The following is a 14,172-nucleotide window of genomic DNA, read 5'->3' as shown; positions in this document are numbered from 1 at the left end:
CGGCCTGGCTTGAATCAGGAACGGGATACGCGATGACAGACAACGACACCTGCCCCTGCCAGGCTGGGCGCTCTTACGGGGAATGCTGTGGCCCCTACCATGGAGGGGCTGCGGCCCCGACGCCGGAGGCGCTGATGCGTTCGCGCTACAGCGCCTTTGTCCTGAGCCATGTCGACTACCTTTCGCTGACCTGGCATCCCGAGACTCGACCGGCTGATCTCACGCTCGACAGCGGAGAGCGCTGGGTTGGTCTCGAGGTGTTGGATGCCGGCTCTGAAGGGGATGTCGGCTGGGTCCACTTCAAGGCGACCAGCCGTGACGGCAGGGGCTTCGCGGTGCTGGAAGAAAATTCCCGTTTTGTCCGCGAAGCGGGGCGCTGGTATTACCGGGACGGTGACGCACGGGTGTCGGCCCTGACGCCGGGGCGCAACGATACCTGTCCCTGTGGCAGTGGCCGTAAATTCAAGAAGTGTTGCGGCGCCTGAGCGCCCTTATTCTCTTAACCCCACCAGTACTGCAATAGCCAGAAGGCGGCCATCCCCACCAATAGCGTGAGAAAGATATTACGCGTTCGCCAGGCAACGATCGCCGCGATCAGCGTCGCGATGAGATAGAAATTATGAACGGACAGGTCCAGTTGGCCATGGCGGATGACCACGGTGGGCCAGACCAGGGCTGACAGAATGGCGGGAGGGACAAAATGCAGTGCCCGCTGTGCCAGGGGAGGGAGCTTCAGAACGTCGCTGAGTGCGATAAACGACAACCGCAGCACCAGAGTGATCAGGCCGGCACCGACAATGGTGAACCAGAAATCTTTCGGTTCCATAAGGATCTCCTAGCGCGACAGCACCATACCGGTAACGACACCAGCCAGTGCCCCCAGCAGCATGTTCAGATGCCATGGCAGCGCGGCGGCTGAAACGGCGACAACGCCACTGACGGCGGCCGCGGCGACACCGGGTTTATCCCGCAGAGCGGAAAACATCAGTGCCAGAAAGGTCAGGGGGGCCGCCAGTTCCATGCCCCAGCTTGCCGGTATCTGCGCGCCGGTAAAGGCGCCGACCAGCGTGCCCAGTTGCCAGATTGCCCACAGGGACAGGGCAGCTCCCAGATAGAAACGGTACTTGGATCCGACCTCTCCCCGTTGATAGCGGAGCAGACTGACGATAAAGGCCTGGTCGCTGAGCAGGTAGCCTGCGATCAGCTTTTGCCGTTTGTTTAACGGTTCAAAGTGGGGTGCCAGAGATGCGCTGTACATGACGAAGCGCAGGTTGACGACCAGCACCGTTACCAGAATGATCAGCGGTGGCGAGGCCTCATGAAACAGCTGGAGGGTGGCCACCTGTCCGCTGCCGGTGTACATGATCAACGACATGCTGGCACTGTCCAGCGGCGACAGGCCCAGCTTGACGCCGAGGATGCCGGCGACGATGCCGAAGGCAAACATGCTTAGCCAGATGGGGGTGCCTGCCTTGATGCCGGCAAAATAATCGGACATTAACCAGTTGTTGTTTTGGGTCATCATCGGGTTTCCTGAGTGCGGCGCTGCTGCAATTGCCAGCTTCGCCCCGATACCATTTCATGGGCAAGATCAAAAGACGGTTCGGGTGTGTCCGTTCAGGATACCCAGGGTGCGGATGGTGCAGGAAAGATAAGGATGGGCCGACACCATGCCCCAGAGTATCGTATCCGGGGCATGGAGGGTAGGTGGCAATTAGTGTGAGAGCTATCGATTAGTGGCTGGCGACCGGGCAGGCCTCCAGGGCTTCCGCGGGGCCAAAGAATTCGAAATGCAGGTCCTCATCCGCAACGCCGCGTCGCTTCAGCAGCGGATAGAGATGTTGAAGCATGGCTTTCGGTCCGCAGAAGTAATAGGCAGCCTCTGCGTCACCCAGTAGCTCTTCGAGCAGGGCCGCGTCGATCAGCCCCTCGCTGTCATGCCGAGGTGAGCTACGGTCTGCCTCGGTGGCGTCACTGTAACGCACATGGGTCCGCAGGTTGGGGTGGCGTGTTTTCAGGCTGGTCACTTCGTCGGCGAAAGCGTGTACGGTGCCGTTCAGCGCCCCCTGTATAAAGACGACCGGTCTTTCGGCAGAGGATTGTTCCAGGGCCGCATGGAGCATCGATATCAGCGGCGTAACACCAACGCCGCCGGCGATGAACACCAGTGGCTTGCTCGGGTCTTCCGGCATTTGCAGTGTGAATTCGCCACAGGGCGGTCCCAGTTCCAGGCTGTCGCCTGCCTGGAGATGATCATGCAGATAGTTGGAAATGACGCCATCGGGTGTGTTGGCGGCCAGGGCTGTTTCCCGTTTCACGCTGATCCGGTAGTAGGGGGCGCCGGGCGCATTGGAGAGGCTGTAATTCCGCATCGCAACGGCACCGTCTGGCAGCGTTACCCGCACGGTGATGTACTGGCCGGGCTTGTGGGCGGTTAGCGGCAGGCCATCCGATGGCTTCAGGTAGAAGGACTGGATATTGCCGCTACTCGCTTCGCGGCGTTCGACCATGAAGTCCTTGAAGCCTTGCCAGCCGTAGGTTTTCTCCTGTTCTTCGAAAATTTCCCCTTCCCGCTGGATAAAAATATCTGCGAGGACGCCATAGGCTTGTGCCCAGGCATCGATGATCGCTGGTGTAGCGGCATCCCCCAGGACTTCCTTGATGGAGGCCAACAGGTTTTCGCCCACAATCGGGTATTGCTCGGGACGAATGCCGAGGGAAACATGTTTCTGGGCGATCAGCTCGACGGCGCCGGCCAGCGTTGACGGGTTCTCGATATGTTGGGCATAGGCGCAAATCGCGCCGGCCAGGGCCCGCTGTTGGCTGCCGGAGCGCTGATGGGCCGGGTTAAAGAAGGATTGGACTTCCGGATTGTGCGAGAACATTCGTTGATAGAAGTGGCGTGTCAGGGTTTCACCGTGAGCCTGCAGAACGGGAATGGTCTGCTTGATGACAGCAGTGGTTTCTGGTGATAGCACGGTCTTTCTCCTTGAGATGGGTGGCGATTTAAATGGGTATTTTACATGCCTATTTAAATGAGCATATTATTTACCAAATTAAAGGAGGTCAAGTCCCATGCAACTCACTACGCATACCGACTATGCGTTACGTCTGTTGATCCATCTGGCGTCAAAGCGAGAGGATGAGCCCGCGACGGTGCAGGATGTGGCGGCACGCTATGGGATCTCTGCACACCATGTGGCGAAGGTGGCGCAGACGCTGGGGCAGTTGGGTTATGTTCACAGCCAGCGTGGCCGGGGCGGTGGCTTGGAGTTGGCTATGGCGCCGGACAGTATCCGCTTGGGAGAGGTTGTCCGGCAGACGGAAAACCTGAAGATCCTGGAATGCTTTGGGCCTGATTCGACCTGTCCGATCGAACCCGCCTGCCGCTTGAAGGGGATATTGGGTGACGCGCTTCAGTCTTTTCTGGCGGTGCTGGATCGGTATGTTCTGGCGGACCTGGTGACGAACCGGGACGAGCTGCGAGGTCTGCTCGTCCGGCGCTGAATCCCTCGGTAGACTTCTACAGGCCCCAGATATGCCAGTGGATCAGTAGTGGCACAGCGAGAGCCGTGAATACGCCGTTCAAGCCCACCGCCAGGCCGGCGAAGGCGCCCATTTCCTCGCTTTCCTCAAAACAGCGGGCTGCCGCCACGCCGGAAGCACCGAGCCCCATGGTGAAACCGCAAATCGCATGATCCCGCACGCGCAGCGCGCGCAAAAGCATCAGTCCAAATACGGCTCCGCAGATACCCGTCGACATGGTGAAAACCACCACCAGCGGTACATCGCCGCCGGCAGACTGTGCGATCCCCAGGGCCATCGGAGTGGTCACGGCCTTCGGCGCCAGCGACAGGATCACGGGTAGGGGCAGGTCGGCCAGATGTCCCAGGGCGACCACGCTGCCGATGGTCACGAGCGAGCCGACAATCAGTCCACCGGCCAGCGGCATCCACATCTTCAGCAACAGGTGCCGGTATTCGAACAGCGGGACGGCCAGTGCGACGGTCGCCGGTCCCAATAGAAAATTGATCAGTTCCGCCCCTTGGCGATAAGTCGTGTAGGGCGTATGCGTGAGTTCCAGCAGCGCGATCAGGATCACCATGCTCAGCAGCAGCGGATTCAGCAGCGCCTTGCGTCCCGACGCCTTGAAGATCCGGACCGACACTAGATAGGTTGCCAGGGTTGCGACCAGCCAGGGCAGATCGGAATGAAGTAGCGGCTGGATCAGGTTAAGCGCCTGAGTCATGGGAGCCTCCCGGTTGACGCGAGCGACGCAGGCGTTTCTGCGCAGACATGAGGAACGTGATGGTCATGGCAGTGGCGATAAAGCCAATGACCTGACTGACCACCAGCACACCGGTCAGGGTCCAGCCCTCCTTCAGCAGCAAGGGCCACTGCTGCATGATGCCCACGGCGACAGGCACAAACAGCAGGATCATGTTTTCCAGCAGGGGACGGGTGACGGGCAGCAATCCGCCGAGCCAATGTGGCCGTAGCAGCAGGCAAAAGAACAGCAGCATGAAACCCAGCACGGTGCCGGGAACCGGGATACCGGTCAGCGTATTGATCAAGGTGCCGGCCAGTTGGAACATCAGCAGGTAGAGAAAGGCCTTAAGCATGGGCGGACTCCGAGAGTGACAGGCGTTCCATCACACGGGACAGATGCATTCGCATGGCGGAGCGTGCTGTATCGGCATCGCCCCTTTCGATCGCGGTGAGAATGGCGCGGTGCTCGTCCAGGAGAACCTGGCGAGTGCCGCTATAGTGCGTTGGCGGTCGATAGCACTGCGCGATGGCAACCCGGATATGGCGGTTCAGATAGCGACTGAGATCCTGGTAGTAGGCGTTGTGCGTGGCCTTGGCGATGCCGATGTGAAAGTCCAGGTCGGCTTCCGACATGGAGGCAGCATCACCGGCCTTCGCCATACGCTCGACGCAGTCGCGCAGATAGGCGCACTCCTTGTCGTCGCGGCGTGAAGCCGCCAATGCCGCGGCGCCGGACTCGAGCTCGACCCGCAGCTCGATCAGTGCGGCCAGGTCGTCCGGCGCGCTGATCTGTTCGCCATCGAGGCGGAAGGGGCGTCGCGAAGACCAGTCGACGACAAACACTCCCTTGCCCTGATGGGATTCGACAAACCCCTCGGACTGCAGGCGGGCTATCGCCTCGCGGACTACGCTGCGACTGACTTTGAGGTCTTCGACCAGTCTGGCCTCGGTCGGCAGCTTGTCGCCAGGCGTCAGGGTACCGTCCTGGATCAATGCTGCCAGCTGGCGGGCGACCTGATCGGCGAGGTGGCCCCGCTGGTTGACACTGCCCAGGTTGAGAGTGCCTTCCGCCGCTGGTGGACTCACGGTGGGCTCCTTGGGATAAAGAGGGAATCGTGCCAGGAAACCCTGCAAGTGATTTTTCATAGGATGTCAGTTGTCTGACAAGTTTATCGGCAATCGATTGAGATGTCATCCCAAGGGGATAATCGCTTCTGCGGATAGGACGGGTGGCTCGGGGGCCTCAGGAGGAGGCTGGCCGGAAAGCCGACGGCTTCCGGCCAGCAGGCGGCGCTTTGGGGCGCTTAGTCGCCGAGCAGGTTACCTTTGCGGTCCGGTAAGGGCTCCTTGCCGGCGAGGAGTGCCAGTCGCTGACCGGGACGCACCAGTTTGATCAGGTGGCGGACTACCATGACGCCATCGACCGGGCTGAGAATCCGTTCGCGTGGCGGGTTGATGCCCTGATCCAGCGGTGCCACTTCCGCAACGACTTCTCCTTTGCGAACAGCCTCACCCAGCGCCTTCTTATAGATGACAATGCCGGATGTCGTCGCCTTGATCGGCGCAACCCCGGTCAGGGGGTAAATCTGCGGTTCGCCGGCCTGGTGCGTGGCGGCGCCCAGGTCGCCTTCGATCACACCTTCCTCGGCGAGGAATCGCAGAATCCCCTCGGCGTCCGCCGTGGCCAGTTCGTCATTGATATCGGCTTGGCCGCGTAATTCGACCGTACAGGAAAATCCCACCTTGTCCGCATCGACCACGCCGGCGTTTTGCACCACTCGCCATGCGTTGGAGTAGGCCTCGTCGAAGGGCGCGTTGCTGGAATCGTCTTCCAGGAAGATGGCCTCGATACCCAGGCAGCGGGACAGCCGGAGGGAGCGCTCTGCCTGATTGGTGGTGCTGTAAAGGTGCAATGCCGCATCGGAATCGCAGTGCAGGTCCAGCACCAGGTCATGCTCGAAGGCGTCACTCAGCAGTTGATGCTTGCCGGCACCGACGGTATCCGGGCTGGTGAGGGGGGCCATCAGCCGGGCGAAGCGCCGCTTCACCTCGGCTACGTCGTTATGGGCTACCGGTTCCTCCGCCAGATTGTCCTTGAGCGCGTCGGTAATGTCTGGAAAGAAACGGTTGTAGTTCTCTCCGTTATCCAGGTTGAAGCGTCCGGCCAGATGCCCGAACACCCGCTGCCCCATGCCGACCGGGTTGGCGAAGGGACGCACCACAATGCGGCCGAGAATCCCGTCGGCGTCATCCAGGGCCTGCAGCCGGGTCAGCAGGTGCTGGATCACCAGTAGGCCGGGATGTTCATCGGCGTGCAGGCCAGCCTGAATGTACACCGACCGAGCGTGACTGCCGGGCCGGCCGCTGAAGGTGTAACTGAGCAGCCGGTGACTGGCGCCGGGCGATTGGCTGGGTAACGAGACTTCTTTTTCGATAATGGCCATCTGTCACCTTTGGACATGCGGAAGTTGATGCCCCTGGGCTCACCCTTGGGGCTGTCTGGATTACACCAGATGGATGCCGTCCTTCTCAATACGAATCCGTTGCTGCTTGTACAGGCCGCCGATGGCCTGCTTGAACGTGTTCTTGCTGACATGAAAGCGCGCCTTGATCGCTTCCGGCGGACTCTTGTCGCTTAACGGCAGGTAGCCGCCATTGGCCTGGAGTTCGCGCAGGATCTTGTCGGTCAGGCTGTCGACCTTGGCGTAGCCGGGCTGTTGCAGGCTCAGTTCCACCTTGCCGTCGGGACGCAGGCGCTTGATGTAACCGGTTAGTCGTTGGCCCTGACGAACCGGGCGAAAGATGTCGTCATGATAGAGCAGGCCCCAGGTCTGGTGTTCGATGATAGCCTTGACGCCAAGGTCCGTGCGTTCGCCGATGGTCAGCGACACCGCCTGGCCGGGCTTGTAGCTACCGCTCGGCGCCGTATCGGCGATGAAACGGTTGAGCTTGCTCGAGGCGGCAATGCGACCGGTGTTGTCCTCGAACAGGTAGACCAGGTAATGCCGGCCTTCCTGCATGGGGCGCCGTTGCTCGGCAAAGGGTACCATCAGGTCTTTCGGTAGACCCCAGTCCAGAAAGGCGCCGACCGGCGTCACCGAGACCACCTTGAGCCAGGCACATTCGCCAACCTGGGCCAGCGGCCTCTCTGTGGTGGCGATGGGACGGTCTTCCGAGTCGAGATACAGGAAGACATCGAGGAAGTCGCCATTCTGTAGCGTCTCCGGCATATAACGACGGGGCAGTAGCAATTGTCCCAGCGGTCCGCCGTCGAGGCGCGCGCCTTCCTCCTGCTGGCGGATGACTTTGAGGCGGTTGAAGCGTCCGATAACGACCATGTGACGAATCCAGGTGTGTTGGGCGGTAAGCTCGCGTCAGGCGATGCCGATTCGCCAGTTTACCGGATTTGGTGGCCTCGCACATCGGAGCGACAGCATTGGGTGTGTCGCCGGATGGCTGCGGGAATGATTGTTTCTTGATCTGGGCTAGGCAGTGGATAGCCTTGTTTTGCTATGGTCGGGCTAATCCCGGAAACCGCACCCCTTACTGGGTGCCATAGGTGGTTGGAGGTGTGCTTGAAGACGATCGAAGTCTCCGACAAGGAACTGAACTACCTTCTGATCGCCCTGCGTAATCAGGAGCAGATCCTGGCGCGTGAAGAAGACGAAACCATGGAAGACGCGCTGGCCGACCTGCTCATCGTGCAGGCATTGATCAATAAGCTGACAGCCGTCAAGGCACTCCCTGAGGCGCCGTGATGGCTCGACGGGTCCGGTAAATGGCTTTCCCAGAGGTTTCCGCCTGCTCCGCTCGTTTGATTGCTGGAGCCGGACACTTGGGGACATCCGAAGCGCATCCTTTTTCCCGTGCCGTGAGGTTGTGATCTCTTCTGCGGTCATCAAGATGTAGTGAAGTTGGGTGCTAACGTTGCTCGCCGGGACCCGCTATGCGGATAATACCGGCATAGCGTATTAACCCCTTTTGATCCTGCGAGTAGATCCATGGCGAAATCCCTCCAAGAACAGTTGCTGGCGGCGGGCCTGACGGACGAGAAGAAAGCCCGGCAGATTCGAGAAGAGCAGCGCAAGGCCAAGAAACAGCAGAAGCAGAAGAAGACGGCCTCGACCGAGTCGGATGAACGACGCCAGCGGGCCCAGCAGGCGCAGGCGGAAAAAGCGGCCCGGGACCGGGAGATTAATCGTCAGCGCCAGCTCGATGCCGAGCGTAAGGCGCTTCAGGCTCAGGTTCGGCAGATGGTGGAGCAGCACCGGGTGGCGCGCCGTGACGGGGACATTGCCTATAACTTCGTGCTGGATAAGAAGGTCAAGAAGATCTATGTCAGCAAGGAGCTATGCGATCAACTGGCGCGGGGCCGGCTGGCGATCGTCGAACTGGATGCGGATTACCATCTGCTACCGTCGCAGGTCGCCGACAAGATTCGCCAGCGCGACAGCCATATACCGATAGCTCAGGCGCAGCCGTCGTCGCAGCAACCGGACGAGGATGACCCTTATGCGGAATTCCAGGTGCCCGACGACCTGATGTGGTAGCCAGGTCGCCGGGGCAGGGCTGGAACTCAGGCCTTGGTCTCGGCTTTATAGCCGACGCGGAATGCGCCCCAGTGACGTCCGTTCACGTAGATGGGTACGGAAAGGTCATGGAGAACGTCACCGGTATCCCGCTTGTAGGTCTGTAGCAGGAACGGCTGGGTGTGGCTGCCGCAGCGAACTGCGGTGCGATCTTCGAAGACGCGTTTGTTCCGGTTGCCGACAATGTCGGTTTTGTAGTCGCCGGTCAGTGGTTTGCAATAGCGTTTGTTATGGCTGGGCACAAAACCGTTCCTGTCTTGCGTCGCGGCATAGAGGTAGTTGGGGTGCGCGTCGAGCAAGGGTTCCTGGATCGGTGGTAAAACGCGATCTGCGTAGGAATCGTAACGGGTCTTGAACTTTGGCGGGTCTGTATTCGGGATCGGTTGGTACTGGGTATCGAAGATATCCGCCTCTGAGAGCTGACCGCTGGCGATAGCCTCTTCGAAGGTCTTGCTGACTCGCGCGGCGCCTTCGGCGGCAACCTGGCGCGCGCGGTCGTGATGTTCGGCCAGCTTGAGATGCGCCAGCTCGATGCTCATGTTCTCCGCAATTTCCGAGAGGCCGAGCGCTCTGCCTGACGTGTCCTCCGAAGCGGCTTCGGTTTCTTGCAGGCGATCGTTGAGTTCGGCCACTGCGCTGCTGATGCGGTCGGCGGCTTCCAGGTGCTGCTGCATACGTTCGGCAATGTCCTGGATGCCGCTGTCCGAGCGGTGGGCCTGCGCGACGATGGCTTGCAGCATATCCACTACAGAGCTGGAGACTTTAACCGTCTCATTGACCCGCGTGCGCAACTCGGTCATGACGGCTCCGGAGTTCTGGCTTTCGTCACTGATCGTTTGCAGGACCGCGGCAATTTCGTCGGTGGCCTGGGTCGTCTTCTTGGCAAGTTCGCGCACTTCTTCCGCCACCACCGCAAAGCCCCTACCGTGCTCTCCGGCCCTGGCTGCCTCTATGGCGGCGTTGAGCGCCAGCAGGTTGGTTTGGTCTGCGACTTCGTTGATGACGCTGGTTATGCCCTGAATCCGGGCGGACGCTTCCTGTAACCGTCCCATGGAAGTGGCAGTATGTTCCACCTGGTCGGCCACTTCGCGGATCTTGGTAATCGTGTCCTGGATAATGCCGAGGCCACTGTTGGCGGCCTTGCTGGTTTCATTGGCAACTTGGGCGGTTTCAGTGGCGGAGCGGGTGATGGCCTCGGTACCGTCGCGGATGTCAGCGACTGCCGCACTCACGTTTTCGGTGCTGCTGCGGTCCTGGCTGATACCGGCTCTTAACTGGTCAAGGAAAAAGGAAACTTCGGCGGCACCGATGCCGAGGCGATCACAGTAATCGGCCAGCGCGGTGTTGCGGGTCATGGCGTCTTTCCGGTAAGCGCTTAATTGTTCAGCGCCGGAGAGGTTGGCCTCGGCGGTTGCGTTACCTTCTACGAGCGTTTGCACCGCGGCCTCGAGTGAATCGAGGGGTTTTTGATAGCGTTGGTGACTCCACAGGATCATGCTTCCGGCTGCGGCCACTGCCACAATAATCAGTTGCCATGCTGACGCGCCTTCCGGTCCCAGATACCAGGCGGCGAGCGCGATAACGACCGCGACGATCATCATGCCTGACGATAAAACTAGTGATCGGAGACCATTCGATCCGGTCATTTTCGACACCTCAGCTGAAAACCTGAACCGGGGAAAGTCTAGTTCAAGAATGGTGACTGCGATAATTTGACGGGACAGGGGCGTTTCTTCGCAAAATTTCTGTGGCGTGCCGCGAATAACTGAGGTAAGGTGTTTCTTAGTACAGATATTGTAAGTGGCAGTTTGAGCAATTCCCTCCGGTAGTCCCGAATTTCCTTTCATTACCTGTACGTCGAAAACAGCTCCAATCAATCCGTTTCAGAAGGTTAATATCCATGGCATCAGGTACTGTAAAGTGGTTCAACGAAGCTAAAGGTTTCGGTTTCATTTCCCAGGAAGACGGCGGCGCGGACGTATTCGTCCACTTCAGCGCGATCCAGGGCAATGGCTTCAAGACACTGGCCGAAGGTCAGGCTGTCACCTTTACTGTGGAACAAGGCCCGAAAGGTCCGCAGGCGTCTAACGTCGTTCCCCAGTAAGTCGTAGCGTTACGAGAGTAACGGTACAAAGAAAAGCGCGCCTCCGGGCGCGCTTTTTGTTTGTCTGTGAAGTGTGTTAATTGTGTCAACAACGCTCTTGTGGGCTCGGGTTAGCCGCTGGAAGTCGGTGTTAGCCCGCTCTCAATCGTATTCCTCACTTCGGCCATCAGTTCATCCAGCGGCTTGTGATTGAGTGTCACCGGAGGGTGAATGATCACGTCGATGGTGCCCGCTGTGAAGGCCGCATGGCCTTTCGGCAGTCTGTCGTGTGAGCCGCGGATGGTGATCGGCAGTATCGGCAGATTCCCGTCCTTGGCAATCACGAAACCACCCTTCTTGAAGGGGAGGAGCTTGCCATCCCAGGAGCGTGTACCTTCGGGAAATAGCAGGACGCCGGTGCCATCGGGTAGCTGGGCGACGCCTCTCTTGATGCTGGCCAGGGCTTCGCTGCCCTTGCTGCGGTCGATAAACAGGTTGCGCGATGTCTCGAGGGCAAGCCCGAACAGCGGCACCTTCCTTATCTCCTTCTTGATGACCCATCGGTATTGGATTCCCAGCGCCAGAACCAGGGCGGGCGGGTCCAGGTATGAGGCGTGGTTGCTGAGGATCACGTATCGCTGTCCCGGCTGGATGTGCTCCAACCCTGTAACGCGCAGCCGGATGCCGGTCACTTTCAACAACACCCAGGCGTATATCTGCGTGCCTGCGAAGGCTGCATCGCCTCGCTTGCCCAGCAGGGCGGTCACGAAAATCGGCAGGAACAGGATCAGGGTCAGCAGGATGGCCCAGAACAGTATCCAGGTGGCTTTGATAAAACGCATCATCATGTGATTGCTGCCCCGCGTGGTCGAGGCGCCTCCCGGTCGGGGCGCGGTGAAATAACAGTATCCCCGTGGAGACACCATCTTCGGCTGCTCCCTATTTAGCAGCTAAGGCGTGCGATGGAAAGTCCGGGGCCTAGCGCTTCTGTATCGTCTCAAATCCATTTTTCTGTGTCTGTTTGGCCTATGGCGGACTTGTTAGGGTCTTTCTGGTGTGTCATTCAAAATGGGATAGCGGGCGTCATGGCCGGAGCCGATCTTATGCAAGAGAATTCTCGGGATGGACACAAGGAGCGAATGGGTCTGCTCTACGGGTTTGCCGGTGTCTTCTGCTTCAGTTTGACGTTACCGGCGACACGGGTCGCCGTTGCCGCCTTTGATCCCGTGGTTGTCGGGCTCGGTCGCGCGCTGGTTGCGGCGGTGCTGGCTGCGCTGGTCCTGTCGTGGTGTCGCCCGGCGTGGCCATCGTTGGCTCAGTGGCGTCGTCTGGTACTGGTCGCGGCGGGCGTGGTGGTCGGATTTCCGGTGCTTTCGGCGTGGGCAATGACGCGGGTACCCGCGGCGCACGGTGCCGTGGTGCTGGGGATTTTGCCGTTGGCCACGGCGGTGGCGGCGACGCTTAGGGCCGGCGACCGTCCTTCATTGCGTTTCTGGCTGGCGGCGATTGCCGGAGCCGTGGTGGTGGTTGGATACATGCTCGATGCCGGCGCGGACCAATGGCGAGGGGCCGATCTCCTGTTGATCGCTGCGGTAGCATCGGCCGCCATGGGATATGCGGAAGGTGGCCGCCTTTCCCGCGAGATGGGCGGCTGGCAGGTCATCTGCTGGGCGTTGCTGCTGGCGGCGCCGGTCCTGGTCTGGCCGGTGGGTGAACGTCTAATGGCGCATCCGCTGACGGGCGCTCCGTGGACGGCCTGGCTGGGGCTGGGCTATGTCTGTGTCTTCAGCATGTTCCTCGGTTTCTTTGCCTGGTATCGCGGTCTGGCGTTGGGTGGCATTGCCCGGGTCAGTCAGATGCAGTTGCTACAACCTTTTCTCACCTTGATGGCGTCGGGCCTGCTGTTGGGGGAGCGGGTTACCTGGCATATGGTGGCTGCGGCGGCACTGGTCATCGGTTGCATCCTGGTGGGGCGGCGAGCGCCGATCACTGCTTCCCATACATCGGGAGCCGGTGTGGGAAACCGCTGAGTCGCCAGGTCGCCCCAAATCCTGAACAGCTTGAGTCTTCTGTTGCAGGCAGCAGACCAGGCGCTGTACCCGGCCAATTTTCCCATCTTAACGCTTTCCAAAGAGCGTTCGCGTCAGACCGTGTGACCAGTGAGTGACGGGGTCGATGATTGTTGTTGTAAATATTCTGTGGATACAACTTGTTCATGTACGGAATCGTATATTAAAGTGAGCCCAATGCTCTGAGCCTGGGTCTTGTCCGACGCTTTCGGATATGCGGTTGGCCGTCATGCCAAGGCAGGGAACCTTATCTGTCGATTGATGCCGGCGTTATCGACGTCGGCCCGGGAAAGGAGGATGCGGCCGTGTCGCTGAAGATTCATCACCTGAACTGTGGAACCATGTGCCCCCATGGCAAACGGCTGATCGCCGGCGAGGGCGGCTGGCTGGAGGCGGCGGAAATGTGCTGTCATTGCCTGTTGATCGAGGGGCAGGATGGACTGGTGCTGGTGGATACCGGTTTGGGGTCGGGAGATGTCGAACGCCCGGAACAGTTGGGGAGAGCGTTCAATCTGGTGACCCGCCCGCAACTGCGACTGGAGGAAACGGCGCTGCATCAGGTGCAGGCGCTGGGGTTCAAGCCCTCTGATGTCCGGCACATCGTGGTAACGCACCTGGATCTGGATCACGCCGGCGGGTTACCGGATTTTCCTGACGCCAAGGTTCATGTCTTCGCGCCCGAGAAACAGGCGGCCATCGCGCGATCGACGTTTGCCGAAAAAGGCCGCTACCGGCCACCTCACTTTGCCCACGGCCCGCAATGGGTAGTCCATGAAAACGATGGTGAGCAGTGGTTTGGTTTTGACAGTGTGCGCGCTGTACCGGGCAGTGGTGACGGCGTGCTTCTGGTTCCGCTGGTTGGGCATACCCGGGGGCATTGCGGTGTGGCGGTCGATACCGGGGAAGGCTGGCTGCTGCACTGTGGCGACGCCTATTTCTATCACGGTGAGATGGTGCCCGAAGACCCCCAGTGCCCCGCCGGATTACGCATGTTCCAGAATCTGGTGCAGATCGATGGCAGGGCGCGCAAGGATAACCAGGTTAGGTTGCGCATGCTGGTCAGGGATCATGGCGACGAGGTCAAACTGATATGCGCCCATGATCCGGTGGAGTTGGCCCGTTTCCAGGCTGGCGCTCCGGTGTCGGCGCCGGGTTGAAACCT

Annotated in this window: 17 protein-coding genes; 7 read left to right on the top strand and 10 right to left on the bottom strand. The window is 60.0% G+C overall.

Features of this window, described 5'->3' with window-relative positions; all coding sequences use genetic code 11:
* Positions 1 to 32 precede the first annotated feature (32 nt).
* Positions 33 to 485 carry a YchJ family protein gene (locus CLR77_RS00590; RefSeq protein WP_097458655.1) on the top strand — a complete coding sequence of 151 codons (453 nt, stop codon included), beginning with the start codon at positions 33 to 35 and terminating at the stop codon, positions 483 to 485.
* A 14-nt stretch (positions 486 to 499) separates the two neighbouring features.
* Here CLR77_RS00590 and CLR77_RS00585 read toward each other — a convergent pair whose 3' ends face one another.
* From CLR77_RS00585 to hmpA, 3 genes are all read right to left on the bottom strand, one after another.
* The gene (locus tag CLR77_RS00585; protein ID WP_097458654.1) at positions 500 to 826 is read right to left on the bottom strand and encodes an AzlD domain-containing protein; all 327 of its coding nucleotides are present in this window, start codon (positions 824 to 826) and stop codon (positions 500 to 502) included.
* A gap of 9 nt (positions 827 to 835) precedes the next feature.
* Positions 836 to 1,525 (bottom strand): AzlC family ABC transporter permease, encoded by a 690-nt coding sequence (locus CLR77_RS00580; protein WP_097458653.1) that lies wholly within the window; start codon positions 1,523 to 1,525, stop codon positions 836 to 838.
* A gap of 208 nt (positions 1,526 to 1,733) precedes the next feature.
* Complete coding sequence (gene hmpA, locus CLR77_RS00575) at positions 1,734 to 2,978, bottom strand: NO-inducible flavohemoprotein (protein ID WP_097458652.1); 1,245 nt, start codon at positions 2,976 to 2,978, stop codon at positions 1,734 to 1,736.
* Positions 2,979 to 3,075: 97 nt separating this feature from the next.
* On the opposite strand from hmpA, the gene CLR77_RS00570 reads away from it, so the two are divergent.
* Positions 3,076 to 3,507, top strand: a complete 432-nt coding sequence (locus CLR77_RS00570) for an Rrf2 family transcriptional regulator (RefSeq protein ID WP_097458651.1) — start codon at positions 3,076 to 3,078, stop codon at positions 3,505 to 3,507.
* 16 nt (positions 3,508 to 3,523) lie between these two features.
* Here the strand turns inward: CLR77_RS00570 and CLR77_RS00565 are convergent, their stop codons facing one another.
* The 5 genes from CLR77_RS00565 to CLR77_RS00545 form a co-directional block, all read right to left on the bottom strand.
* Positions 3,524 to 4,249, bottom strand: coding sequence for an LrgB family protein (locus CLR77_RS00565; protein ID WP_097458650.1), 726 nt, complete (start codon positions 4,247 to 4,249; stop codon positions 3,524 to 3,526).
* Positions 4,233 to 4,622 (bottom strand): CidA/LrgA family protein, encoded by a 390-nt coding sequence (locus CLR77_RS00560; protein ID WP_097458649.1) that lies wholly within the window; start codon positions 4,620 to 4,622, stop codon positions 4,233 to 4,235. The genes CLR77_RS00565 and CLR77_RS00560 overlap by 17 nt, the downstream gene beginning before the upstream one ends.
* Positions 4,615 to 5,355, bottom strand: a complete 741-nt coding sequence (locus tag CLR77_RS00555) for a FadR/GntR family transcriptional regulator (protein WP_158227085.1) — start codon at positions 5,353 to 5,355, stop codon at positions 4,615 to 4,617. Before CLR77_RS00555 ends, CLR77_RS00560 begins: the two co-directional genes overlap by 8 nt.
* A 218-nt stretch (positions 5,356 to 5,573) precedes the next feature.
* Positions 5,574 to 6,713, bottom strand: a complete 1,140-nt coding sequence (locus CLR77_RS00550) for a succinylglutamate desuccinylase/aspartoacylase family protein (RefSeq protein WP_097458647.1) — start codon at positions 6,711 to 6,713, stop codon at positions 5,574 to 5,576.
* A gap of 60 nt (positions 6,714 to 6,773) precedes the next feature.
* Positions 6,774 to 7,607, bottom strand: coding sequence for a CvfB family protein (locus CLR77_RS00545; protein WP_097458646.1), 834 nt, complete (start codon positions 7,605 to 7,607; stop codon positions 6,774 to 6,776).
* 237 nt (positions 7,608 to 7,844) lie between these two features.
* Between CLR77_RS00545 and CLR77_RS00540 the strand changes: the two genes are divergently transcribed.
* Both CLR77_RS00540 and CLR77_RS00535 read left to right on the top strand, forming a co-directional pair.
* A complete protein-coding gene (locus CLR77_RS00540; protein ID WP_097458645.1) occupies positions 7,845 to 8,027 on the top strand; it encodes a hypothetical protein in 183 nt (60 codons plus the stop codon).
* Between the two features lie 243 nt (positions 8,028 to 8,270).
* Positions 8,271 to 8,819: a DUF2058 domain-containing protein gene (locus CLR77_RS00535; RefSeq protein WP_097458644.1), complete on the top strand. Its 549-nt coding sequence runs from the start codon at positions 8,271 to 8,273 to the stop codon at positions 8,817 to 8,819.
* Positions 8,820 to 8,845: 26 nt separating this feature from the next.
* Here CLR77_RS00535 and CLR77_RS00530 read toward each other — a convergent pair whose 3' ends face one another.
* Positions 8,846 to 10,459, bottom strand: coding sequence for a methyl-accepting chemotaxis protein (locus CLR77_RS00530; protein ID WP_158227084.1), 1,614 nt, complete (start codon positions 10,457 to 10,459; stop codon positions 8,846 to 8,848).
* 293 nt (positions 10,460 to 10,752) lie between these two features.
* On the opposite strand from CLR77_RS00530, the gene cspE reads away from it, so the two are divergent.
* Complete coding sequence (cspE, locus tag CLR77_RS00525; RefSeq protein ID WP_097458642.1) at positions 10,753 to 10,962, top strand: transcription antiterminator/RNA stability regulator CspE; 210 nt, start codon at positions 10,753 to 10,755, stop codon at positions 10,960 to 10,962.
* A gap of 110 nt (positions 10,963 to 11,072) precedes the next feature.
* Here cspE and CLR77_RS00520 read toward each other — a convergent pair whose 3' ends face one another.
* Entirely contained in the window at positions 11,073 to 11,789 is a 717-nt protein-coding gene (locus CLR77_RS00520) for a lysophospholipid acyltransferase family protein (protein WP_227519756.1), read from the bottom strand.
* Between the two features lie 255 nt (positions 11,790 to 12,044).
* On the opposite strand from CLR77_RS00520, the gene CLR77_RS00515 reads away from it, so the two are divergent.
* Complete coding sequence (locus CLR77_RS00515) at positions 12,045 to 12,971, top strand: DMT family transporter (RefSeq protein WP_097458641.1); 927 nt, start codon at positions 12,045 to 12,047, stop codon at positions 12,969 to 12,971.
* A 344-nt stretch (positions 12,972 to 13,315) separates the two neighbouring features.
* On the top strand, positions 13,316 to 14,167 hold the full coding sequence (locus CLR77_RS00510; RefSeq protein WP_198962626.1) for an MBL fold metallo-hydrolase: 852 nt from the start codon (positions 13,316 to 13,318) through the stop codon (positions 14,165 to 14,167).
* Positions 14,168 to 14,172 lie beyond the last annotated feature (5 nt).

The organism is Mangrovitalea sediminis, from assembly GCF_002514725.1.
GTDB classification, from domain to species: Bacteria; Pseudomonadota; Gammaproteobacteria; order Pseudomonadales; family Oleiphilaceae; genus Mangrovitalea; species Mangrovitalea sediminis.
Note: the sequence above shows the minus strand (reverse complement) of the source record. Positions and strands in the feature narration are given on the sequence as shown.